Source organism: Elusimicrobium minutum Pei191, from assembly GCF_000020145.1.
GTDB classification, from domain to species: Bacteria; Elusimicrobiota; Elusimicrobia; order Elusimicrobiales; family Elusimicrobiaceae; genus Elusimicrobium; species Elusimicrobium minutum.
The window spans coordinates 744736-767417 of record NC_010644.1 but is presented as its reverse complement, the minus strand read 5'-3'; the positions used below and the strand labels follow the sequence as shown (position 1 = coordinate 767417).

The window sequence follows — 22682 nt, the reverse complement described above, 5'->3', positions numbered from 1 at the left end:
ACGGCAACGCCTCCGTGACAGCAAGGCGGGCGTGCCGTTAAATCAGGAGAGTATCCATCCCCCGGCTTACGCAGAGGAATGGATACTCTCATAACAAAGCCCCCGTGTTTTTAATACGGGGGCTTTGTTTTAAAACACCGTTATTACTAAAACTTAGTGATAATTTCCACGTCGCCTAAAGAGCCTCCTCCGCCCGGTAAGACAATAGAATCAGAAGAATCATCTTCCCCATCCCCATCTACGCAGCAAGCGCCCTCTTCTTTAAAATACAAGCCGCTTCTTACTTTACCGGAAGGACAGAAGTTAGGACAGATGGTTTTGCAAACACCGTCGTCATACACTTGTCCTTTATTGCAATAATCAGAAGGAGCCGCCGGCAGCGCGCCGCCTTTACTGGCGCAGACACACGCGTTTCCTAAAAGATTTTTACATACCATAACCATTTTATCCATTGAACAATGCTGGCCTTGCGGCAAGTTTTGAGGCTCGCATTCAGTCGGCCAGCTGCTGGAGATAACATTTATACAACATTTAGGTTGATCGCCAAGGCTGCTGTTACAGCAAAAATTCATATTTTTTTCAAAAAAGCCCGAGTCAGAACATTTGTTTTCCAAAGGTAAAACGCAGCCGTCACAAGCTTCTCCTGTAACGGAATTTTTACATTCATACCCGACTATATAATCAGGCGCGGCGGTAAGATATTCCGTACCGCCTGACCAGTAACCGCCATGTACACAATATCCGCCATGTTTATTGCCGCCGCAAAAATATTTTGGAAGCGCGCGGCAGGAGTTATCTTTAGTATAACAACCGCCTTCTTCCTCTAAGTAATTATTTGAAGTTTTCTTATATCCTTGCGGAATAGATAGAGACGCGCAAGGTGTTTTACAAACCCCGTTTACAATAATTTGATTAAAATCGCATTTTGTTTCACAACACGGGCCGTCTTCGCTATATTGCGCGGCTGTTCTTTCTTCTCCTACGGAACATGTTGCGGGGCACGTTGTTTTACATATATCGCCTACAAGCGTCTGTCCGGCGCCGCAAGTTTTTGTTTGGCAGCAAGCGCCGTCTTCGCTATATTGCGCGGCTGTTCTTTCTTCCCCTGCTGAGCATGTTGCGGGACACGTTGTTTTACATATACCGCCTACAAGCGTCTGCCCGGCACCGCAAGTCTTTGTTTGGCAGCAGGCGCCGTCTTCAATATATTGTACGGCTGTTCTTTCTTCTCCCGCAAGACATGTTGCAGAACACGCTGTTTTTGCCTCACAGCAAGGCCCGTCTTCCTGGAAAAAATATCCTGTTCTTTTATGCCCAGTCGCGCAGGTTGTGGGGCACGCAGTCTTCTCGCACCCTTTTAAAACGCTGTCTACAACCTTACAATCTTTACCCAAACAGCATAACGCACTGTCCTGGTACCCATTAGCTTGCACTATTGAATAATCCATATCCTTTCTTTTTGCATACGCCTGCGGATATGGGTTGTTTGAAAGTGTATATGTAAAGAGGTCTGTGTCTAATGTATTTGTTGTAGATGTTTTACCCTCTATAACTTCCCCCAAATCGCTAAACTTTACAGTATAGCCTTTGGCCGTCCCCGTGCCAAGGAGTTCTCTTGCCTCTTGTTTATTCCTTATCTCGGTAAGAATGTCAAAAGCTTCGGCAGCTCTTGAGCGTTCTAACGACTTTTTGTACTGCGGCAGCGCCACCGCAGCTAAAATAGCTATTACTAGAACAACAACAGCTATTTCAATTAATGTGAATCCTTTTGACTGCAGATTTCTTTTTCTCATAAAGGCTCCTTTATCATTTTTTCAGTTTAAAAAATAAATTATAAGATAGGATGTCCTAATATAAATAATATACTATCATATGACAAAGAATACAATAAAAAAATTCTACATTTTTTTAAAAAATAAAATGCCTATATGATATATATACATATAACAGTGTTTTTTTAGTAAAATTAAATATATGCTTTTACCCAGAATTATTACCGCCTTAGTAGGCGTTCCTTTAATTATCGCCGCCATACATATGGGCGGCCTCGTTTATATGGCGTTTATAGGGGGTGTTATAGCCTTATGCCTCTATGAATACGGACTTATAATGAAAGCCGGGCGAAAACCCGTACACTTATTTTCGCTGGTCTTTTTCGGACTGCTCATGGCGGTTGTTGCTATTTTGGGCCGGGCCAACGTACCCGTAACCCTGCCCGACAACCTATATCCTTTTGCTATAAGCGTGGTAATATTCGGCGTTATGTTTGTTGAAGTTATTACGCCAAACCGCTCTATAGAGCGTGTGGCTTTTACCTTTTTCGGCATCTTTTTTATACCGTGGACGCTTGCGCATATGATTAACGTACGCGATATACCGCAATACGGTGAATACCTTACAATCATTATGATAGTTACCGTCTGGGTATGCGACACTATGGCCTATTTTACGGGCAGGGCTTTCGGCAGGCACAAAATGAATAAAGAAGTAAGCCCAAAAAAATCCTGGGAAGGAGCTATCGGCGGAACGGCTTTTGCCGTTTTAGCGGCAATAGGCTTACGGGCTTTGTTTTTACCCACGCTTCTTACTGTATGGGAAGCGGCTTTACTGGGGTTAATTATAGCTGTAACGGGCCAGATTTCGGATTTATCGGAAAGTATTATTAAAAGAAGCACGGGCGTAAAAGATTCTTCTAATTTATTGCCCGGCCACGGCGGTTTTTTAGACAGGTTTGATTCTTACCTTCTTTTAGCGCCGGCATTTTATTATACGGTTTTATTCTTTTTATGAAAAATATAGTTGTTTTGGGTTCTACGGGTTCTATAGGGGTATCCTCGCTCGATGTTATTGATAAATTGGGCGCGGGATACGGCGTATTGGCGTTATCAGCCAACACAAACGCTGATTTGCTTATTAAACAAATGCTTAAATTTAAACCCCGCTTTGTAGCCGTACTTAATGAAGACAGCTACCAAAAAGTTAAACCTTATGTGCCGGAAAACACAAAGCTCCTTCCCCCCGATGAGGACAGCCTTATATTTTTAGCCTCGCTGCCTTCGGCGGATTTAATTATTAATGGTCTTGTGGGCGCTGTAGGTTTTATGCCTTTGGTTACCGCCATTAAAAACGGCAAAACCATAGCTTTGGCAAATAAAGAGCCTATTGTAATGGCCGGCAAGTCCATTATGGAAGAGTGTTACCGCTGGAAAGCGACAATTTTACCCGTTGATTCGGAACCTTCCGCCATTTTCCAGTGCTTGCAGGGCACTCCCGCGGGAAGGAAAGAAGAAGATATTTCAAGGCTTTTGCTTACCGCTTCAGGCGGTCCGTTTTTTAAATATAAAGGCGCTTTAAGCAGAGTTAAGCCTGAGGCGGCCTTAGCCCACCCCCGTTGGGTAATGGGCAAAAAAATTACAATAGACTCGGCTACTTTAATGAATAAAGGTTTTGAAACTATTGAAATTATGCACCTTTTTAATGTTTCACTTTCAGATATTGAAATTGTTATACACCCGCAGTCTATAATACACTCAGCCGTGGAGTTTAAAGACGGCAGTATTTTGGCTCAACTTTCACAGCCCGATATGCGCCTGCCCATACAGTACGCGGTAACTTACCCCAACCGCATGCCTTCGCCTGTTAAAAAATTAACGGTTAAGGACATGGCTAAATTGGAATTCGCGGCGCCTGATTTTAAAAAATTTCCGTGTTTGGAACTGGCCTTATGGTCAGCGCAAAAGGAAGGTGCTTTCCCCGCTGTGCTCAGCGCGGCGGATGAAATTGCCGTGGATGCATATTTAAAAGAAAAGATTTTATTTACCGATATTCCTAAACTTATTTACAGCGTGCTTAAAGAAACAAGGTCTCCTTCCGGGAAAATAACAATAAGTGAAGCGGCCGAATTTGACGTATGGGCCAGGGAAAAAGCGCGGGAATTTTTGGCAAACAAAAAATATAAAAAAACAATAATTTAAAGGAGCTTTGTAATGATTGCGTTTAGTTTAAAAGGGGTAATTACGGCAGCCGCGTTTCTTGTGGCCTTAAGCCCGATAGTTTTAATCCATGAATTCGGACATTTTATAGTATGCAGGCTTGTGGGTATAAGAGTTTTGGAATTTTCTTTCGGTTTCGGCAAGGTTTTGTGGTCAACAAAAAAAGGGCATACCCAGTATTCCATAAGAGCAATACCCTTCGGTGGGTTTGTTAACCCCGCGGGCGAGATGTTTGTTGACAATAAAGACGGCAAAAACACCCCTAAAGATTATGAATTCGCCTCAAAATCATGGTGGAAAAAACTTCTTATGGTTATAAGCGGCGCGCTTATGAATTATGTGTTGGCTTTTATAGTTTTTACTTCCCTTGTTTTTGTTACGGGCGTTCCCGTAACGGACAGCAAAGCCACGCCCGCCGTTTTGGGTGAGGTTGTGGCCAATTACCCCGCGCAAAAACACGGCCTTGAAGCGCAGGATAAAATTTTAAAAATTAATGAAACTCCCGTTAATAATTGGCAAGATGTTTTAAATTCGGTAGCCTCACTTAATACGGACCTTAACCTTAAATATGAAAGAAACGGCGAAATAAGAAGCCTTACTATACCTTTTTCCGATTTTAATAAAGATAACCCAAAATTGGGCATTGCCGTGCAGACGCTTTATACAAGCGCAACTCCGCTGCAGGCGTTTAGAAGCGGCCTTTACCAATGCTGGTTTTGGACTAAGTTGTCTTTAACGGAACTTTACAAAGCCGTGTCAAAAACAAAAAAATTAGAAGTAGCGGGGCCTATAGGCATTTTTCACCGCGTGCACCAGGCTACACAAAACGGCTGGATGGATTTTGTTTGGTTAATAGGTTTGTTAAGTTTAGCCGTGGGCATGTTTAACTTATTTCCGATACCGGTACTTGACGGCGGTTACGCCGTGGTATTTATATGGGAAGGCATAACCGGTAAACTGCCTTCCGTAAAAGTGGTAAACATAGCGTTAAATGTGGGCTTAGCTCTTTTACTAATGCTTGTTTTGTACGCTTCCGTTTTTGACGTTAAAAGAATTTTTATAAAACAGTCTTCTGACTCCCCTGCGGTTGTTGAAACGGTTGAACCGGCAGAAAATTCTAAATAAACAATTTACAGATTTATGAAAAATAAAGAAAAACTGGATATATTAAACCAAATAGACAGCATCGCCAATGAGAGTGAACACAGTCACGCCTCTTATAAAGAAACGGACCTTTTTTCCTCAGATAAAAGAACAAAGGTTTATGAAAAACAGGCCATGCAAAAAAACAAAATACAAAAAATTATTTTGTTGGTTTTGCTTGCTTTGTTTGTTGTTCCTTTAGCGATATTTATTTTAAGGCTTTTACAAGGCTAAAAAGGGTTTGTTTGGTTAAAATCAGGCGGATTTAAACAGCTTAAAAAAGCCGAGTTAAATTACCGCTTTACTTATTATTTTATGAACACAAAGAAAACAAGGCAAGTAAGAGTAGGCCAATATATTTTAGGCGGCGGTAATCCTGTGCGCGTACAAAGCATGTGTAATACCGACACTCGCGACACCAACGCCACAATAGCACAGATTTTGCGCCTTGAAGCAGCAGGCTGTGAAATTAACAGAGTGGCCGTGCCTGACATGGAAGCCGCGCAAAATTTAGGAAAAATAAAAAAGGGTATAAATTCCCCCCTTGTGGCGGATATTCATTTTGATTACAAACTGGCGCTTGAAGCTATTAAGCAAGGCGTTGATAAAGTGCGTATAAACCCCGGAAACATAGGTGCGGCCGATAATGTAAGGCAGGTGGTTCAAGCCGCCAAAGATAAAGGCGTAGCCATAAGAATAGGCGTTAATGCGGGCTCTTTAAAATATTTAAAAGAAATTGAAGGCAAACCTAATTTGACATCCTTTGAATGGGCCGAAATAATGACGCGCGAAGCGCTTGACCAGGCCGATATTTTAGAAAAACTTAATTTTAAAGATATTTTAGTTTCTCTTAAAGCGGACGATTTGCCCCGTACCATAGCCGCAAACGAACTTTTTGCAAAAACATCGGATATTCCTTTGCATATAGGCCTTACGGAAGCGGGCAGTTTTTTATCGGGCACGGTCAAAAGCTCCATAGCGTTAGGAACACTGCTTAAAAACGACATAGGCGCTACTATCCGCGTCTCCTTAACGGAAGACCCTGTTTTGCAGGTAAGAACAGCCTATGAAATTTTAAAAGCCCTTGATATGCGCAAGTTCGGGCCCGATATAATTTCATGCCCGACCTGCGGAAGGTGCAGAGTTAATATAGCCCAAACGGTTAAAGAGTTAGAGAACAGGATTTATTCGGACAAAGAGTTGTTAGCAAAAGCCACAGGCCTAAAAATAGCCGTAATGGGATGCATAGTCAACGGCCCGGGTGAGGCAAGGGACGCAAACTTCGGTATAGCCGGCGGCGTTAACGAAGGCCTTTGGTTTATTGACGGCAAAGCCGTTTCCAAGATACCGCAGGCCGACTGGATTGAAACCATTTTAAACAAAATAAGAGAAAGAAATGCATTTTAAAAAATTTTTTTATGAAAAAGATAATTTTAAATTAATACTAGGTAATAGTATTGATGTTATAAAGTCTTTTCCTGATGAATCCTGTGATATGATATTTGCAGATCCGCCATATATGTTATCAAATGGAGGTTTTACTGTTCAATCTGGGAAAAGAGCTTCCGTCAACAAGGGTTCGTGGGATAAAAGCAATGGTTTTGATAGCGATTTCGAGTTTCACAATAATTGGATTAAGGAATGTAAAAGAATTTTAAAGAAAAATGGAACTATATGGATTAGTGGAACATATCATTCCATTTATCAATGCGGATTTGCATTACAGAAAAATAACTATCATATTTTGAATGATATTGCTTGGTTTAAACCTAATGCAGCACCTAATCTAAGTTGCCGTTTTTTTACAGCAAGTCACGAAACTCTTATTTGGGCAAGGAAAAACAAGATAGGCAAGCATACTTTCAACTATGATAAAGTAAAAAATGGAATCTGGAGTGAAGATTTTTTGAAAAAGCCTAATTTACAAATGCGTTCTGTTTGGGCTATTAATACTCCTAAAAAATCCGAAAAAGTTTTTGGCAAACATCCAACCCAAAAGCCTTTCGATCTAATGCGTCGAATTATACTCTCTAGCACAAAAGAAAACGATTTGATTTTAGATCCTTTTACTGGAAGTTCTACTACTGGATTAGCGGCTACTTATTATAAAAGAAATTTCATTGGAATTGATATAGAACAGAAATATTTAGAATTATCTAAAAAGAGATATGAGCAGTTGAGGAGCATGAAAAAATGAAAATAGGAGGAATAGGCGGAGCTAATACGAAAACAGGATTAGTTTTTGAAGGAAAAACTGACATATTAACTTTTTTATCCAAACAAAAAGGATATTCAGTAAAAGGAAATATCGTTTATTTCAACAATGAAGAAGTTGCTAGAACTTTTAAAAAATATGCTTTTTATAAATTTTTAGAAGAAAATAATGTAAATTGGAGTAATATAATATCTAAAAAACTGCTTCCTGATGACTCTGTTTTTGTAATTATAAAAAATACTCTATTTATTATTGAAGTTAAATTTCAACAAGTTGCAGGTTCTGTAGATGAAAAACTTCAAACTTGCGATTTTAAAAAGAAACAATATCAAAAATTGCTTTCCAAATTAAATATAGAGGTTGAATATATTTACATATTAAACGATTGGTTTAGACAAGAACAATATAAAGATGTTTTAGATTATATACATTCAGTAAGGTGTCAGTACTATTTTGAGTACCTCCCTTTAGAAAAAATAGGATTACCAATACCAACGAATTAAATACATTTATATTTTTTCAATTTTACATTTAACTAAAAACAAATAAAGGAAGAAACAAGTATGAAATTAACACAGTATTACCTGCCCACTTTAAAAGAAGCGCCTAAAGACGCGGACACAATTTCCGCCAAACTTATGTTAAGAGCGGGCCTTATACGCAAAACCGCCAGCGGTATTTATGAATGGTTGCCCTTAGGTTTAAAGGTGCTTAAAAAAGTTGAGCAGATAGTGCGTGAGGAAATGGACGCCGCCGGTGCGCATGAAGTTTGGCTTCCTTTAATACAGCCCAAAGAACTTTGGGAAGAAAGCGGCCGCTGGACATATTACGGCAAAGAACTTTTAAGAATTAAAGACCGCAAAGGGGCGGAATTTTGTTTTGCTCCCACCGCCGAGGAAGTTATTACCGATGTTGTAAGAAGAGACGTTACCTCCTATAAACAATTACCAGTGGCTTTATACCAGTTTGCCTCTAAATTTAGAGATGAAATCAGGCCCCGCTTCGGCGTTATGAGAGCCAGAGAGTTTTATATGAAAGACGCCTACTCTTTCCACGCTACGGAAGAATCAATTAATGAATGGTATCTCAAATTTTTTGAAGCTTACAAGAAAGTCTGCACACGCTGCGGTTTTAAATTTAAAGCGGTTGAGGCCGATACCGGCGCGATAGGCGGCAATTTTTCGCACGAGTTTATGGTTCTTGCCGACACGGGTGAAAACGAAATAGCAGACTGTGACTGCGGTTATGCCGCCAACACCGAAAAGGCCGAAATTTTTAAACCGAAATTTCCCGCCGCTAAAGAAGAATTAAAAACTATTGAAAAAGTTAACACCCCCAACGCCACAACCATTGAAGACGTTGCCAAAATGCTTGGACAAACGGCAGATAGGTTTATTAAACTTTTGGTTTTTACGGCCGACGGACAGCCCGTTGTCGCTTTAATGCGCGGCGACCATGAACTTAACGAGCACAAATTAAAAGCCTTATTAAAAGCGCAGGAGCTTGAAAAAGCTAATGAAGAAACCTACGCCAAGGTAACAGGCTCTTTTGTTGGTTACGCGGGGCCCGTGGGTTTGAAAGAAAAGAACCCTAAAATCAAATTGTTTGCCGATTACCATGTGGCAGGCATTGTTAACGGTATCGCGGGCGGTAACGAGAAAGACGTTCACATTATTAATGTTACCCCCTCGCGCGACTTTACGCCTGACGTTTATGCCGATTTAAAAATCGCCTCCGAAGGTGATTTATGCGGCAAATGCGGCAAAAAGTTTAATTTTACAAGAGGCATTGAAGTAGGCCACACGTTTAAACTGGGTACAAAATATTCCCAGTCCATGAAGGCCGAGTTTTTGGACGAAAACCAAAAATCACACCCTTTCTTAATGGGCTGCTACGGCATAGGAATAAGCCGCATCGTGGCCGCGGCTATTGAGCAAAGCCACGACGAAAACGGCATTATCTGGCCCGCTCCTTTAGCGCCTTTTGATATTTATTTAGTTTCAATTGACACCGATATAAACCCTAAAGTTAAAGAAGAAACAGACAGTATTTATAATCAGCTTACACAAGCGGGGTTAAACGTTTTGCTCGACGACCGCAACGAAAGGCCCGGCATTAAATTTAAAGACGCCGACCTCATAGGCCTGCCACATAGAATTGTAATAAGCAGCCGCACGGTTGAAACGGGTGAATACGAGTATAAACAAAGAACTTCAAAAGAAGCTATAAGACGCAAACTGGCAGACATATCTGAACAGATTAAAGAATTTCAGGCAAGCAAGTAAAACATATTTTACCGTCTGAAAATTGCAACAAACACTAATCTTTTGATATAATATATACACAATACGTCACCGTAGCTCAGCTGGTTAGAGCGGGCGTTTCATAAGCGCCAGGTCGGTGGTTCGAGCCCACCCGGTGACACCAAGTTTTTAAAGCCCCGCTAAACAGCGGGGCTTTTTTATATAATTTTTATATTCTTAAGAGGAGGGCAAAATATTAGCAAATATCTTTTTACAAATTAAATCTTTTCTTACTCAGCATCCTGTGGCAATAGGTTTTGCCATAGTGCTTTTTCTGTCTAGAGAAATGCTTTATAGTTTCATTAATATTTTTATAAACCAGACGCTCTCTTCTAAACCACGTGCTATAGGTATTGCCAAAGATTATGTTCCCCATCATAAAGACAATAAATTTTACAGTCCTGTAGTTACCTTTGAAGTCGAAGGCAAGGAATATACCTTTACTGATATGGGCAAATATGGTTTTATAGATAACACAAAAAACAAAAAATTTACAGTTCTATATAACCCTCAAAATCCACAGGAAGCAGAGGTAAAACAACCCCTTTTTGCCTATAATTTTTTTGTAACGCTATTATTTTTGGTAATAGTATATTCTTTTGCAATATTTTTTGACCCTGACACAAACAAACAATTTAGTGACATTTTATATAAAGTTATCCCTAGAAAAAACAACGATGATATTCTTATATTAACCACGGCGTTGTTTTACTTTGCCAGCTTTGGCGTTTTCATGTTTTGGTTTTTAAACCATAAACGCAAAGGCAAAATAAAAATAACCGCTAAAATAAGCGGCTCCACAAACGGCGATAAAAGCAAAAAAGGAACCCCGCTATACATTTATAAAATGAAATATAGTTATAACGGTAAAGAGTATGAATTTAAAGATAGTATGCTTTCACGCACAATGCCGCCAGTTATAGAAAACGAAGTAAAAATACTAATCTCCCCCCAAAACCCGCACGACGCTATGGTTGATGATGCCTGGTTTACCTATTTATTCCCGGCACTTTTTATTATCTTTCCTGCAATTCTTTTGCTGGTTCACTATTTAAGTGAAAGCGGATTTCATTAATAACATTTGCGGCAGGTTTTTGAAATATAACACATCAGCGCTTTATTTAGTTCGTAAAGATAGTAAATTAAAAAGCCCTCCTGAAACAGGAAGGGCTTTTGATTTTTTGTAAATTTATATATTTATAAAAAATATTCCCAATATTCTGCTGCCTTTACTACAGTGGTGCTTTTATCCATTAAAGACACGCAAACTGACTTTGCCAACTCTGTATTAGGTTTATTTAAATATGCCCGGCAAAGCCGCGCGCTGTTTCTTACCTTGGAATTAGCGGGCCAAACCAAGTATGTAAGCGTTCCTGAATCTAACGAAGCGTGCACTGCCCAATTATCCGTTGAAGGATTATTCCATATATTAACAAGATCTTTGGAGCTTTCATCCATATTAATTACCAACGCATCTTTATCTTGCGTATATGTGCCGGTTTCCATATAATAAATTTCTTCAGCTTGTGCGATAGCGTTTACGGCCGCATATAAAGTAGCGAACCTGCTTTTAAAAACAGCTTTTTGGTATTGCGGCACGGCAATGGCGGCAAGAATGCCTATTATAAGCACAACAACTAAAAGTTCAATAAGGGTAAACCCAAAGGAATTTTTTTTAAACAATTTGTTCTGCATACAAATCTCCGTAAAAATTAAATAAAAGAAACAAAATATATAAGATTTTTTATTATATCAAATAACTTATGCTTATGACTTTCGCAAAGATTGGTTTTTTATCACTTTTTAAAAATGTTTCAAAAAAGGGGATTTTTATTTTATTCTTCTATCTAATTTGACGAAGTATACATAACACACGCAATGTTTTTTATTATCAATTCTTTAGGTTCTCTGCGTCCATTAATTTTAAATATTTTCTAATATAAAAAGCCGTTGCTTATTTCCACTGTTGCGCCACGTGTTTAAAGCCCGTTTTTTGTTTCAAAGCCGTCATTTTAACTATCCCCCTCCGCAGCGCGCAAGGTTTAAGGCAATATACAAAGAAACTGTCCCCTCCGCTTACTTAAGTAAAACTTCACAATCAAAAAAACGCCCGTCTGCTTTGACGGGCGTTTAATTTTTTTAGCTAAAACCTGCGTAATTATAAATTACGGCAAGCTGTGCGTTTTAGCCTTATCTGCATGATCTGTACGTCTGTCCGCATACGCATCCGTAACGGCTGTTAAAAGAGCAATATGATAAAATACCCGAGCCGCTGCTAAAGTCGTAATAAGTTCCGCAATCGCAGCCTTTACATGTTAATGTACCGCCGCAGCTTAAGCACATATCCTGGTCCGAAGGGCTTAAAGGATTTGGAGATTCATTGCACGAACTCCATGAGCTCCATACTCCTGTTGAAGTATTACATGTTCTTGTTTGGGTGCCGCACTGACCGCAGGATTGCGTACTGTTACCAGAACAAGATATAGTGCCTGTGCCTGTTCTTGCACATCTGCAAGGAAAGGCAAGTCCTCCGGGTCCGGTAAGACCGCAGTTTGAAAATTCTACGCAACAGCCTCCGTCCCGTTCGTCAATACCCATTAATTCAGGAGTACAACATTTTCCATTAGCTCCTATTGAAGTACCGACAGGACATCCGCTTGAAGTTTTACAACAGTCGCCGTCTTCACTGTATTGCACGCTTGTTCTTTCCTGGCCCGTAGGACATGTAGCGGGGCACGCTGTTTTAGCCACGCAGCACGCTCCATCTTCCGAATACTGGGAACTTGTTCTCTTTTGACCTGTAGGACATGTAGCAGGACACGCTGTTTTACATACTCCCCCAACAAGGGTTTGTCCGCTGCCGCAGGTTTTTGTTTGGCAGCACGCTCCATCTTCACTGTATTGTACGCTTGTTCTTTCCTGGCCCGTGGGACATGTCGCGGGACAAGCCGTTTTAGCCGTGCAACACGCTCCGTCTTCACTGTATTGCACGCTTGTTCTTTCTTCTCCGGCAGGACATGATGCGGGACAAGCCGTTTTAGCCGTGCAACATGCTCCGTCTTCACTGTATTGTACGCTTGTCCTCTTTTGACCTGTAGGACATGTTGCGGGACACGACGTTTTTGATACGCAGCATGCTCCGTCTTCACTATATTGTACGCTTGTCCTCTGCTGGCCTGTAGGACATGTTGTCGGGCATGATGTTTTGGCTACGCAGCACGCTCCGTCTTCACTATATTGTACGCTTGTCCTCTGCTGGCCTGTAGGACATGTTGTCGGGCATGATGTTTTGGCTACGCAGCACGCTCCATCTTCCGTATACTGCACGCTGCTTCTTTTTTGCCCTGCAGGACATGTTGCGGGACACGACGTTTTAGCTTCACAGCAAGGCCCGTCTTCCGAAAAAAAGTACCCTGTTCTTTTATATCCAGCCGCGCATGTTGTAGGACACGCTGTCTTCTCACACCCTTTTAAAACATTATCTACCATATCGCAGTCTTTGCCTATACAACACAATGCGCTGTCTTGGTAGCCTTTGGTTTGAACTATTGAATAATCTAAATCTTTTCTTTTGGCGTACGCCTGAGGGTAAGGATTATCTGAAAGAACATATGAAAAAAGTTTTGTGTCTAACGTGTTTGTTGTGGAGGTTTTGCCCGCTATTACTTCCCCCAAATCGCTAAACTTTACAGTATAGCCTTTGGCGGTGCCCGTGCCAAGTAAATCCCTGGATTCTTGTTTGTTCCTTATCTCTGTAAGGATGTCAAAAGCTTCGGCAGCTCTTGAGCGTTCTAACGACTTTCTGTACTGCGGCAAAGCTATAGCCGCTAAAATAGCTATTACTAAAACTACCACAGCTATTTCTATTAAGGTGAACCCTTTTTTTTGACTCATTGTTTAACTCCTTTTTCAGATTAATGCCCAAGTAATAATATTCATTACTTTAAGTAGATTATAACAGATTTAAAAGAATTGACATAAATATAAAGAATAGTTATTTATTATATTTAAAATAGATTGTTATTCAAAAACACAAAAAAAAATGTAATAATATGTTTAACAAATAATAAAACTAACCTAAGGGAGATATATGAAAAAAGTTATTTTATCCGTTTTATCTTTCGCGCTTGCTGTTAACAGTTTCGCTTTTATACCTGAACCTTCGGTAAAAGGCGCGGCTTTGGGCAGCGCTTATACCGCAGGCAACCCGAATGATATTTTTGCCGCATCTTACAACCCCGCCTCAGCCATAAACGAACAAATGTTACTTGGCGGTGCGTGGCATAAAAGAGAAAGCGCCGAGCAAATTTACTCGGTAGGTTTCGGTTATAATTTTTTTAACGGCATCACATTAAACGCTTTTGGAAACTACTTATATGATAACGATGCCGACTTTAAAAATAAAGAAATTAAATTAGGCGCAAACTTCGCCCTTCACCATTTAACGGAAATTTCCCTGCCAATCACGCTTGGCTTTACATTAAAAAATGGATGGCTTGATGTTCCCGGTAAAGACGAACACGCTTTTGTGGGTGACTTAGGTTTAATTGTAAGCCCTATGGAAAAGCTTTATATCGGCGCGGTTTACCAAAATATCGGCGGTAAAAAAGGCGTTTACGCGGATGATACTTACAGCATAGGCGCGGCTTATTTTTGGGAATATGATAATAACAATTCTTTTGAATTTAGATTTGACGCAGGTAAAGAAGACGACCACTCCAAATGGGGTATCGGCGCGGAATACTTAATATTCCAAAAATACGCGGTAAGACTCGGCTATATTGACGCGCACGGCACAGATAACTTTACATTTGGCGGCGGCGTTAACTTTAACGAATGCGGACGTTTAGATATAGCCTACCTGCCTTATGATTATAATAAAACATATAAACTTTCTTATATGATACCGTTCGGTTCTTCAGCGGGCGGTAATAATTATTCGTCAAAAAAAACATCAAATTCTAAAATAAATTATGACGGATACAACAACAGCTATTCACCAAAACAGGCGGGCGTTTCCTCAAACCAAATGCCAAAAAGCTACGAAACGTCACAAAAAAGAATAGCCGGACAAAGGCAGCCCTTTGAAGTGGCCCACCCGCCTGTAGAGCAAGCAACAATTAAAAAAACAACAGCATCCTCAAACAACGTAAAAACAACGGCAAGCGGGTACCCGAACTCAAGACCTAAACGTTTTGACAAATAATTTGCTATATTGTTAATGAGGAACATTCTATGACAATAATTAAAACTTTTTTAAACCGTTTCTTTATTAAGCCTTTTACCGTGCGCGGCATATTTTGGGGCACGCTTGATCTGTCCGCTAAAATACTGGGCGCGGCAATATGGCTTTTTGTCCTAAAAATACTGGCGGAAATTTTTTATAACGCCGTATTTGTTGTATATAATCCCAAAGAAAGAATTTGGTGGTTCGCTTACTGTACCGTAATGTTCTTGGGCGCTTCTCTTATAGCATACGCTCCTGTTTTTGTAAGAAGAGATTACTAATTTAAATTAAAAGGGCGGATTGTTAATCCGCCCTTTTTTTTATATAAACCCGTCAAATAATAATGAATAAAAAAATATGCCCCTGGGCCTCTACGCCTTTATACGAAAAGTACCATAATGAAGAATGGGGCAAGCCGCTTCATGACGACAGGGAACTTTTTGAAATGTTTATTTTAGAAGGCATGCAAGCCGGGTTAAGCTGGATAACCGTTTTAAATAAGCGTGAGTATATGCGTAAAGTTTTTGATAATTTTGACGCCGTTAAAATAGCCAAATATACGGAAAGCAAAAAACAGGCCCTTTTAAAAGATCCCGGTATAATAAGAAACCGGCTTAAAATTAATGCCCTCGTGCAAAACGCAAAGGCTTATTTGGAAGTTAAAAAAGAATTCGGCAGTTTTGACAAATTTATCTGGCAGTTTGTTAAAGGCAAACAAATAATAAACAAATTTACCGATATTAAACAGGCTCCCGCGAGGACAGAACTTTCCGATGCTATGAGCAAGGAACTTTTGAAACGCGGTTTTAAGTTCGCAGGATCTACAATATGCTACGCTTATATGCAGGCGGTGGGAATGGTTAACGACCATATGACCTGGTGTAAAGAATATAACAATCTTAAAAGAAAATAAAAAACTTCACGCAAAAACGTGAAGTTTTTTAAATATTTCCCATTATAAGTTATCTTTTTAATTTAACCTGTTTTTCAGCTAAAGCTTTATCCACCGTCATTTGTTTAATAAGGGCGGGAAGGCCGTCAAATTTCTTTTCCCCCCGTATTTTATCAACGAAATTAACGCTTAAATTTTTACCGTAAATATCACGGTTAAAATTTAAAATGTGAACTTCAACCAAAGGAACTTTAGCGTGTATCGGGTTAACCGTAGGACGAAAGCCTATATTCGCAACCCCTTTAAATTTTTCTTTGCCAAGTACAGCTTCAACCGAAAATACGCCCTGCGGCAATACTTTATAATGGTTTATACCCAAATTAGCCGTGGGAAAGCCCAATTTACGGCCTAGTTTTTTACCCGTAACCACAATACCTTCAGCAGTATACTTGCGCCCCAAAAACTTACCGGCAAGCCTAATATGCCCGTCTAAAAGCGTTTTACGTATAAGTGATGAAGATATTTTATGCCCACCGCTGTCTTTATTACCGTAAAAATCCGCTACAACAAGCTTTACGCCCTGTTTGGCGCAGGCCGCGCGCAAAAAATCAATATGTCCCTTTCTCTCTTTGCCAAAAGCGAAATCACGCCCCACAAGCAGCCCGCCCATATTATAGCGTTTAAGTAAAATATCAAAAAAATTTTCCCTGCTGATATGGCGGCAGGATTTAAAATTAAGAATCTCAATATTTTTAGCGCCGTAATGTTTAAGTAAAGCATATTTTTCGTCTGGAAGGGTAAGAACGGTAAGCTCAGGTGAGTTACTTAAAAGAGTTTTTGGAGGTAATGGAAAACAAACAAGCAACGGTGCCATATTATTTTTTTTGGCAAGTTTATTAAGCCCGCTTATAAGCGTTTGGTGGCCTTTATGCACACCGTCAAATGTTCCTATTGTTATAAAATTTTTTTTCTCTGTCATATAAATATTATATTAATTAAGGGGCATTACACGCTTATATAGTTCTTCCTGCGGCAAACTACGCAATTCTTCTACGGTTATGGCGTTTTTAATGTCGAAATCCCCCACTCTAGTACGCCTTAACCGGGTTAAATGACCGCCGCAGCCAAGCTCACGCCCTAACATGTAAGCTAAAGAACGTACATATGTGCCGCTTGAAACATTTACCGTAAATTTTATATTGGGTTTAGAATAAGAAATTTCCTCCCACTCATGTACGGTAATTAAGGCTTTTCGTTCCTCGACAATGCGGCCTTCGCGCATATAGCGGTGCATGGGGCGCCCGTTAACTTTTTTCGCGCTGTATAAAGGAACAATGTGCTCAAAACTGCCGGTTAGTTTTTTAGCGTGTTTATGAATAGTCGGTAAATCAAACTCCGGCACTTCACAGGTATTTGTTATGCCGCCGTAAGCGTCCCAGGTGTCCGTTTCTGAGCCAAGCTCCGCTATACCTTCATATGTTTTTGATAATTTTAGAAATTTGTTTTGCAGTTTTGTAGCCGTCCTTGAAACTAAAAGAATTAAAAGCCCTGTAGCCATAGGATCAAGCGTACCCGCATGGCCTATTTTGCGTATGCCCATGCTGCGCCTTGCTACGTTAATTATATCGTGTGAGGACCAATCGGACGGTTTATCAACCAATAAAATGCCGCTTATCGGGGCAACTTCATTATTTTGCATTATCTATGGCTTCTTCTGCCGCTTTAATAAGTTTGGAGGTAAGTTCGTCCAAAGTCATATCGCTTCTTTTAAAGCCCGCCGCTCTCGCGTGTCCGCCTCCGCCGAATTTGGCAGCCAGTTGGCTTACGTCAACTTCCCCTTTAGAGCGCAAATTAACTGAAAGTTTGTCTTTTTCTTCTTTAATTAAAAACGATACTTCAACCCCGGGTATCATGGTAGGCTGGCTTACTATGCCCTGGGTGTGGGAAGGTTCGGCGCCGAACAAATCAAATTCTTGCAAAGTTAAAACGATAACGGCAAGTTTGCCGTCTTTTAAAATTTGCATTTTCTCCAAAGCGCGGCCCAAAAGCTTTGTTTCGGAATAAGAACGCGTATGAAAAAGAATATTATTAAGTTTTTTAATATCAGCTCCGCAAGATATAAGCCCCGCGCCCACACGCAAAGATTCCGCCGTGGTGTTAGAATGTAAAAAGCGGGCCGTATCCGTAACAAGGCCTGTGTAAAGGCAGGTCGCTTCGTCGGAGTTTACCCAAATGCGCATGATTTCAAAAAGCTGCCAAATAATTTCCGCGGTTGAGGAAGCGGAGGGATTAATATAGTTATAATGTCCGTAAGTGTCGCTGGTTAAATGATGGTCAAGGTTGATAACCGTTTTGGCTTTACTTAAAACGGAAGCAAGATTACCGCCCCTGGTAACATCAGAACACTCAAGTAAAATAACGGTTTCTATTTTTAAATCTTCAGGCGGAAGTTTACCTATGTTTACAGTGTCAAGCATAGGTAAAAATAAAAGGTCGTCCCCGGGCGCGTTATCCGCGTAGGAATAAACCTCTTTCCCCTGACGCCTTAAAACGGAACTTACCGCTATTGTTGACCCTAAAGAATCACCGTCCGGATTTTGGTGCCCGGCGATAAAAAAACTTTTGCCTCTGTAAATAACATCGGCAATTTCCTCAAGTGTATTGTTAGGTTTATTTGTCTGCATTTTTTTCTTTTTCTATAACCGAAAATATTGTTTCAACTTTTGAAGCTTTTTCAGGTGTATCGTCATAAACAAAAGTAAAAGAGGGTATCCTTTTTAAATGCAGCCTATGTCTTAACATGGCGCCTATTTCAGAACGCAGTATTGAAAGTTTTTCCTGTGTTGTAATACGGTCTTCAACGCTGCCGAAAACGGAGTATCTGACCTGGGCTGTACGTAAATCTTTTGAAATTCTTACGCCGGTTATCGTCACAAACCCTTTAAAGCTGCCCGTGCTTATCATTTTGCTTATAATTGTGCTTATTTCTTCTAAAAATAAAGCCTCAAGACGTTTTATTCTGTCAATCATATATTTATTATATCATTTTGCCGTTACGCGTGTGTTAAAAAAGCCCCGCTTTAATCGGGGCTTTTAACTGGTTTTAAAAATTTTCTTTAATATATTTTCTAGTATCTTCCTTTATTTCTTTTCTAAGAACCCACATACAATAAATATTCGGCAACACCATAAAAGTGGTAACGGTAACAACCAAAGCCCACATAAACTGCACGCTCATACCGCTGTTAAAGGTTAAAACGTCTTCAGCTGATAAAAAGAATTTAAAATTTAGGAAATCGGCTCCAAGCACTGAACCTCCCAAAATAATTAGAATCCAAAATATTCTAAAGGGAAAAATCCATTTTTTGCCTTCCAAAAACTCTATAACTTTTTCCCCGTAATAGTACCAGCCCACGATAGTTGTAAAAGCAAATAAAGTTAAGGAAAATACAAGCATAGGCACGCCTATATATTTAAGCGTGGAAAACGCGTTATGCGCCAAAGAACCGCTGTAAAGGTTGGGGTTTTGCCAATCACCGGCTACAATAATAACAAGCCCGGTAAGAGTACATATTATAATTGTCCAAAATACGGCCGTCGCGGAAATAAGAGCCTGTTTTACGGGGCTGTCCGTTTTAGCCGCCGCCGCGCCTATAGCCGCGCTTCCGAGGGCCGCCTCAGTAGAAAAAACGCCGCGGCTTACGCCCGATCTTGCCGCCGCTATCATACCGTTAACCACCGCCATAACTCCTACGCCCAAAAATCCGCCGGCGGCGGCTTTGCCCGTAAAAGCTGTTTTCATAATAAGCACCACCGCGCCGGGAACATCTTTAATATGCATACATAAAATTATAATAGTGGCTAAAATATAAACCCCGCCTTTTAAAGGGGTTGTGGCTTCTGAAAATTTTGCCACTCTGTGAACGCCGCCAAAAATAATTACTCCTATTATAGCTGCAAGCAAAATGCCTACATAAAGAGGATTTATCCTATAGCTTGATACAAGTAAATCAGATATAGCGTTTGACTGCAGCGACCCGCCCCCGGTAATAGCCATAGAAATAGCGGCAATGGCAAACAATATGGCAACCCATCTTTTTTTAACGACATTTTGCAAAACATACATAGGGCCGCCAACATATTCCCCATCTTTTATATGGACTCTGTGCTTAACGCCTAAAAAACATTCGGCGTATTTTGTGGCAAACCCGAAAAATCCGGCAAAAACCATCCAAAACACAGCGCCTGGGCCGCCTTCCACAACAGCTGTTGTCATACCTAATATACTGCCGGTACCCACATTAGCGGCTATATTAATAGCCAGCGAAGCGAAAGAACTTACTTCCCCCTTTCCTTTGCTGCTAGTGACGGAAAGTTTAATCGCTTTTAACAAATGTTTTTGTAAAAATCCAAGTGAAAACGAAAGATAAATTCCTAATCCGAAAATAAGAAGCACCATCGGCACTCCCCAAATATAAAAATTAAAAGTATCGAATATCCTGTATAAAAAAGCCATTTGTTACCTCTTAGGTATAAAAATAACAGAACATTGTGTGCAATGTTCCGTATTATTGTATTTTATTACATTTATACTAAGCGCTCAATAAAAATAAAGACCTAAAAAAAGACCTAGACGAAAAATGGGCCTTTTGGCCCTGGTAAACTAACAGCCAAACTTATAATATTTTTATATAAGAAACCAAAAAAAGGAGAAGTTATGAAGAAAATATTAGCATTACTTACAGTTCTTTGTTTAACAACCGCCGTTTTTGCCGCGGATTCATATCCAATCATAAATTTAAACCAAAAAGTGCAGGTTTATCCCTCCCACGAAGAATTATACACACTTAATATTAAAAACGTTAACGTTAAAGAGGGTAATTACAGTTTTTTTGTAGCTAAACATTATTCACCACCCGCAGGAAACCCTTATGAAGGACGCGTTGACTTTAAAATAACAATGGTAAAAGACAGAATAAATGTTTCCCCCAAGGTTATTAATCAAGACGGCCTTAATAACTTATTCTTTACTATCTCCTCTAAAAACAATGATTTATACCTTATTATCAACATGAAAGGCAACCAGTCCGATCCCCAGTTTTACGCCAATGAAGAACATAAAATCGGCGAAATGAAAGAAGTTCTTTTAACATCAGAAAAAGAAACCTCTTTTAAAACAGGTAACACTTATCTTTACAAACTTCCAAGCAAATCCAACTACCTTATGCAAGAACACGGTGTTTATAAAGTAGCCGAACATTATGATGTTCCCGCCGGCAACCCTTTTGAAGGCGCTTTAAAACTTAACTTTGAAATAATTGAAAACAACGGAAGCCAAATGCTTAAAATAACCAACAATGTTTTAAGCGAAGACGGATTTAATTTTTCAAAAACATTCATAACCGTTAATGAAAAGAAAAACATTGTTGAAGTTGTGTTTACAATGAAAGGCAACCAGGCTGATTTTAGACATACACATAACAAATTTGACGTAGTAGCAAAAAATAACATGACAGCAATACAGAAGGGTGTTCAAAAACAGTTAAAGAAAAACCCTTCAACAAAACAAGACGTAAATATGAGAATAAAACTCGTTGAATTCTAACGCGAGACATTGACATAAGTCGCTAAATTCTACTCAAAAACAAGGAAAGATACTTATGAAGAAAATACTTACTGCAGTAGCACTGGTAGCGGCTCTATCATGCGGACTTTTTGCCGCAAACAGCGCGGGGAAAATATTATTAGAAAATCAAAATAACGCAACTTATAGCCCGGCAAATGCTTATTATTATGTTCTAAATAGTGAAGATTGGCAGCTGGGCCAAAGCCAAGCTTTTTATAAAGTGTCAGAATTCTATGAAAACGACTTCCATGATCCCGACGGCATTGATTATGATTATGAAGGTAAAATAGAATTTAGCTTTACACCTGTAAAAACAGACAAAGGCTTAAGCTTAAGAGTTACGTCAAAAATGATTAACACCGACGGCCTTTGCCTTAAAGACAGCTTTATCAAAGTTGTTGAAAGCGCAGAAGGCGTTAATGTTGTTTTTACAAGCGGCGGAACATGGATAAACAGAACAGCCAAATCAAAAACTTTCAAAGTTCTAATACCTTTATCAAAAGATGAAGTTATTAAAGAATTCCTTTCAGAGCATGTTAAAGCAACACAAAAAGACAACGCTGTTAAAGAAAAAATTGCCTCACAAATAAGCGCTTTATAATCTGTACAAATAAAAAACACCCGGGTAAAACTGCCCGGGGGTTTTTTAATTTACAAAATTGTGTGAAAATTATTTCAAAACAATATTAAACTTTGTGTTTATAAGCCGCTAAACCTCAGTGTTTTTACATGAGGTATAATATTCTACCTTATAACAATAAAATTTATAATATCTACCTTAATTTAAAACATTTATTTCTTGAGCAACTGCTTGGATGAGTGCCTAATACACCGCCTAATGCTTTGCATACTTTTATGTCGTTGGGGGACATATCCTCACTTGTTCCTTCGGCTCCGCACCAAACGGAGCTGTCCGCCCGGTAAAAAACTATTGTGTAACGGGCAGATCCTTTAGCTGTTCTGTCCGCAAGCAGCTGAGTCGGCCCTAAATACAGACGGAATTTCCCGCCAGCTATACCTAAAGATTGGTCCCATCCGGCCAGATTACCAGTGCCGGTATTAGGAAAGTCAATATCCATTTGGTCAAAAGAAGTAGGCCATAAGCCTGTTTCAAGTTCATATCTCTTGGCCGCGTCAAAGGCCCGCCCTTCCCAATATAAAACCTTCAGACGCGCGTGATTTTTCAACCGTTAAAGTATATTGCGGCAGGGCTATGGCCGCTAATATTCCTATTATAAGCACAACTACCAAAAGCTCTATTAATGTAAAACCTTTCTTCATAAA

24 protein-coding genes and 1 tRNA gene are annotated in these 22682 nt (G+C 39.8%); 15 read left to right on the top strand and 10 right to left on the bottom strand.

Going from position 1 to position 22682, the window contains the following annotated elements:
• Positions 1-146: 146 nt before the first annotated feature.
• On the bottom strand, positions 147-1793 hold the full coding sequence (locus EMIN_RS09445; RefSeq protein WP_012414862.1) for a type IV pilin protein: 1647 nt from the start codon (positions 1791-1793) through the stop codon (positions 147-149).
• A 181-nt stretch (positions 1794-1974) separates the two neighbouring features.
• On the opposite strand from EMIN_RS09445, the gene EMIN_RS08215 reads away from it, so the two are divergent.
• From EMIN_RS08215 to EMIN_RS03515, 10 genes are all read left to right on the top strand, one after another.
• Complete coding sequence (locus EMIN_RS08215; protein WP_012414861.1) at positions 1975-2790, top strand: phosphatidate cytidylyltransferase; 816 nt, start codon at positions 1975-1977, stop codon at positions 2788-2790.
• The gene (gene dxr, locus EMIN_RS03555) at positions 2787-3974 is read left to right on the top strand and encodes a 1-deoxy-D-xylulose-5-phosphate reductoisomerase (protein ID WP_012414860.1); all 1188 of its coding nucleotides are present in this window, start codon (positions 2787-2789) and stop codon (positions 3972-3974) included. The genes EMIN_RS08215 and dxr overlap by 4 nt, the downstream gene beginning before the upstream one ends.
• 12 nt (positions 3975-3986) lie before the next feature.
• Positions 3987-5117, top strand: coding sequence for a M50 family metallopeptidase (locus EMIN_RS03550; RefSeq protein ID WP_012414859.1), 1131 nt, complete (start codon positions 3987-3989; stop codon positions 5115-5117).
• A gap of 15 nt (positions 5118-5132) precedes the next feature.
• Positions 5133-5369, top strand: coding sequence for a hypothetical protein (locus tag EMIN_RS03545; protein ID WP_012414858.1), 237 nt, complete (start codon positions 5133-5135; stop codon positions 5367-5369).
• Between the two features lie 81 nt (positions 5370-5450).
• Positions 5451-6542 carry a flavodoxin-dependent (E)-4-hydroxy-3-methylbut-2-enyl-diphosphate synthase gene (gene ispG / locus EMIN_RS03540; protein WP_012414857.1) on the top strand — a complete coding sequence of 364 codons (1092 nt, stop codon included), beginning with the start codon at positions 5451-5453 and terminating at the stop codon, positions 6540-6542.
• A complete protein-coding gene (locus EMIN_RS03535; RefSeq protein ID WP_012414856.1) occupies positions 6532-7332 on the top strand; it encodes a DNA-methyltransferase in 801 nt (266 codons plus the stop codon). Before ispG ends, EMIN_RS03535 begins: the two co-directional genes overlap by 11 nt.
• The gene (locus EMIN_RS03530; RefSeq protein WP_012414855.1) at positions 7329-7853 is read left to right on the top strand and encodes a hypothetical protein; all 525 of its coding nucleotides are present in this window, start codon (positions 7329-7331) and stop codon (positions 7851-7853) included. Before EMIN_RS03535 ends, EMIN_RS03530 begins: the two co-directional genes overlap by 4 nt.
• Before the next feature lie 60 nt (positions 7854-7913).
• On the top strand, positions 7914-9635 hold the full coding sequence (locus EMIN_RS03525; protein ID WP_012414854.1) for a proline--tRNA ligase: 1722 nt from the start codon (positions 7914-7916) through the stop codon (positions 9633-9635).
• Positions 9636-9700: 65 nt separating this feature from the next.
• A tRNA-Met gene (locus EMIN_RS03520) sits at positions 9701-9777 on the top strand.
• Positions 9778-9897: 120 nt separating this feature from the next.
• The gene (locus tag EMIN_RS03515; RefSeq protein ID WP_148204460.1) at positions 9898-10728 is read left to right on the top strand and encodes a DUF3592 domain-containing protein; all 831 of its coding nucleotides are present in this window, start codon (positions 9898-9900) and stop codon (positions 10726-10728) included.
• A 122-nt stretch (positions 10729-10850) separates the two neighbouring features.
• On the opposite strand, the gene EMIN_RS09440 is transcribed toward EMIN_RS03515, so the two are convergent.
• Both EMIN_RS09440 and EMIN_RS08205 read right to left on the bottom strand, forming a co-directional pair.
• Positions 10851-11348 (bottom strand): type IV pilin protein, encoded by a 498-nt coding sequence (locus EMIN_RS09440; protein WP_012414852.1) that lies wholly within the window; start codon positions 11346-11348, stop codon positions 10851-10853.
• Positions 11349-11843: 495 nt separating this feature from the next.
• Positions 11844-13547 carry a type IV pilin protein gene (locus tag EMIN_RS08205; RefSeq protein WP_012414851.1) on the bottom strand — a complete coding sequence of 568 codons (1704 nt, stop codon included), beginning with the start codon at positions 13545-13547 and terminating at the stop codon, positions 11844-11846.
• A gap of 196 nt (positions 13548-13743) precedes the next feature.
• Between EMIN_RS08205 and EMIN_RS03500 the strand changes: the two genes are divergently transcribed.
• From EMIN_RS03500 to EMIN_RS03490, 3 genes are all read left to right on the top strand, one after another.
• Positions 13744-14859, top strand: a complete 1116-nt coding sequence (locus EMIN_RS03500; protein ID WP_012414850.1) for a PorV/PorQ family protein — start codon at positions 13744-13746, stop codon at positions 14857-14859.
• A gap of 29 nt (positions 14860-14888) precedes the next feature.
• Positions 14889-15161 (top strand): hypothetical protein, encoded by a 273-nt coding sequence (locus EMIN_RS03495; protein WP_012414849.1) that lies wholly within the window; start codon positions 14889-14891, stop codon positions 15159-15161.
• 62 nt (positions 15162-15223) lie between these two features.
• Positions 15224-15793 carry a DNA-3-methyladenine glycosylase I gene (locus EMIN_RS03490; protein ID WP_012414848.1) on the top strand — a complete coding sequence of 190 codons (570 nt, stop codon included), beginning with the start codon at positions 15224-15226 and terminating at the stop codon, positions 15791-15793.
• A 49-nt stretch (positions 15794-15842) separates the two neighbouring features.
• Here EMIN_RS03490 and ribF read toward each other — a convergent pair whose 3' ends face one another.
• The 5 genes from ribF to EMIN_RS03465 all read right to left on the bottom strand — a co-directional run bounded on the left by ribF (position 15843) and on the right by EMIN_RS03465 (position 20288).
• Positions 15843-16751 carry a riboflavin biosynthesis protein RibF gene (ribF, locus tag EMIN_RS03485; protein ID WP_012414847.1) on the bottom strand — a complete coding sequence of 303 codons (909 nt, stop codon included), beginning with the start codon at positions 16749-16751 and terminating at the stop codon, positions 15843-15845.
• 12 nt (positions 16752-16763) lie between these two features.
• Complete coding sequence (truB, locus tag EMIN_RS03480; protein WP_012414846.1) at positions 16764-17471, bottom strand: tRNA pseudouridine(55) synthase TruB; 708 nt, start codon at positions 17469-17471, stop codon at positions 16764-16766.
• Entirely contained in the window at positions 17461-18456 is a 996-nt protein-coding gene (locus EMIN_RS03475; protein ID WP_012414845.1) for a DHH family phosphoesterase, read from the bottom strand. The genes truB and EMIN_RS03475 overlap by 11 nt, the downstream gene beginning before the upstream one ends.
• Positions 18443-18802: a 30S ribosome-binding factor RbfA gene (rbfA, locus tag EMIN_RS03470; RefSeq protein WP_012414844.1), complete on the bottom strand. Its 360-nt coding sequence runs from the start codon at positions 18800-18802 to the stop codon at positions 18443-18445. Before rbfA ends, EMIN_RS03475 begins: the two co-directional genes overlap by 14 nt.
• Before the next feature lie 73 nt (positions 18803-18875).
• A complete protein-coding gene (locus EMIN_RS03465; RefSeq protein WP_012414843.1) occupies positions 18876-20288 on the bottom strand; it encodes an alanine/glycine:cation symporter family protein in 1413 nt (470 codons plus the stop codon).
• Positions 20289-20489: 201 nt separating this feature from the next.
• On the opposite strand from EMIN_RS03465, the gene EMIN_RS03460 reads away from it, so the two are divergent.
• Both EMIN_RS03460 and EMIN_RS03455 read left to right on the top strand, forming a co-directional pair.
• Positions 20490-21377, top strand: coding sequence for a hypothetical protein (locus tag EMIN_RS03460; RefSeq protein WP_012414842.1), 888 nt, complete (start codon positions 20490-20492; stop codon positions 21375-21377).
• 55 nt (positions 21378-21432) lie between these two features.
• Positions 21433-21999 (top strand): hypothetical protein, encoded by a 567-nt coding sequence (locus EMIN_RS03455; protein WP_012414841.1) that lies wholly within the window; start codon positions 21433-21435, stop codon positions 21997-21999.
• A gap of 172 nt (positions 22000-22171) precedes the next feature.
• Here the strand turns inward: EMIN_RS03455 and EMIN_RS08725 are convergent, their stop codons facing one another.
• Together EMIN_RS08725 and EMIN_RS08875 are read right to left on the bottom strand one after the other, a co-directional pair.
• Complete coding sequence (locus EMIN_RS08725; RefSeq protein ID WP_187146170.1) at positions 22172-22585, bottom strand: hypothetical protein; 414 nt, start codon at positions 22583-22585, stop codon at positions 22172-22174.
• Entirely contained in the window at positions 22533-22679 is a 147-nt protein-coding gene (locus tag EMIN_RS08875) for a type IV pilin protein (RefSeq protein WP_012414839.1), read from the bottom strand. Before EMIN_RS08875 ends, EMIN_RS08725 begins: the two co-directional genes overlap by 53 nt.
• Positions 22680-22682 lie beyond the last annotated feature (3 nt).

Coding starts and splice junctions, on each gene's coding strand:
- truB (WP_012414846.1), bottom strand. CDS start 17,471: ATGCAAAATAATGAAGTTGCCCCGATAAGCGGCATTTTATTGGTTGAT.
- EMIN_RS03495 (WP_012414849.1), top strand. CDS start 14,889: ATGACAATAATTAAAACTTTTTTAAACCGTTTCTTTATTAAGCCTTTT.
- dxr (WP_012414860.1), top strand. CDS start 2,787: ATGAAAAATATAGTTGTTTTGGGTTCTACGGGTTCTATAGGGGTATCC.
- EMIN_RS03535 (WP_012414856.1), top strand. CDS start 6,532: ATGCATTTTAAAAAATTTTTTTATGAAAAAGATAATTTTAAATTAATA.
- EMIN_RS09440 (WP_012414852.1), bottom strand. CDS start 11,348: ATGCAGAACAAATTGTTTAAAAAAAATTCCTTTGGGTTTACCCTTATT.
- EMIN_RS08205 (WP_012414851.1), bottom strand. CDS start 13,547: ATGAGTCAAAAAAAAGGGTTCACCTTAATAGAAATAGCTGTGGTAGTT.
- EMIN_RS03460 (WP_012414842.1), top strand. CDS start 20,490: ATGAAGAAAATATTAGCATTACTTACAGTTCTTTGTTTAACAACCGCC.
- EMIN_RS03475 (WP_012414845.1), bottom strand. CDS start 18,456: ATGCAGACAAATAAACCTAACAATACACTTGAGGAAATTGCCGATGTT.
- EMIN_RS09445 (WP_012414862.1), bottom strand. CDS start 1,793: ATGAGAAAAAGAAATCTGCAGTCAAAAGGATTCACATTAATTGAAATA.
- EMIN_RS03490 (WP_012414848.1), top strand. CDS start 15,224: ATGAATAAAAAAATATGCCCCTGGGCCTCTACGCCTTTATACGAAAAG.
- rbfA (WP_012414844.1), bottom strand. CDS start 18,802: ATGATTGACAGAATAAAACGTCTTGAGGCTTTATTTTTAGAAGAAATA.
- EMIN_RS03530 (WP_012414855.1), top strand. CDS start 7,329: ATGAAAATAGGAGGAATAGGCGGAGCTAATACGAAAACAGGATTAGTT.
- EMIN_RS08215 (WP_012414861.1), top strand. CDS start 1,975: ATGCTTTTACCCAGAATTATTACCGCCTTAGTAGGCGTTCCTTTAATT.
- EMIN_RS03545 (WP_012414858.1), top strand. CDS start 5,133: ATGAAAAATAAAGAAAAACTGGATATATTAAACCAAATAGACAGCATC.
- EMIN_RS08875 (WP_012414839.1), bottom strand. CDS start 22,679: ATGAAGAAAGGTTTTACATTAATAGAGCTTTTGGTAGTTGTGCTTATA.
- ribF (WP_012414847.1), bottom strand. CDS start 16,751: ATGACAGAGAAAAAAAATTTTATAACAATAGGAACATTTGACGGTGTG.
- EMIN_RS03525 (WP_012414854.1), top strand. CDS start 7,914: ATGAAATTAACACAGTATTACCTGCCCACTTTAAAAGAAGCGCCTAAA.
- EMIN_RS03455 (WP_012414841.1), top strand. CDS start 21,433: ATGAAGAAAATACTTACTGCAGTAGCACTGGTAGCGGCTCTATCATGC.
- EMIN_RS03465 (WP_012414843.1), bottom strand. CDS start 20,288: ATGGCTTTTTTATACAGGATATTCGATACTTTTAATTTTTATATTTGG.
- ispG (WP_012414857.1), top strand. CDS start 5,451: ATGAACACAAAGAAAACAAGGCAAGTAAGAGTAGGCCAATATATTTTA.
- EMIN_RS03500 (WP_012414850.1), top strand. CDS start 13,744: ATGAAAAAAGTTATTTTATCCGTTTTATCTTTCGCGCTTGCTGTTAAC.
- EMIN_RS03550 (WP_012414859.1), top strand. CDS start 3,987: ATGATTGCGTTTAGTTTAAAAGGGGTAATTACGGCAGCCGCGTTTCTT.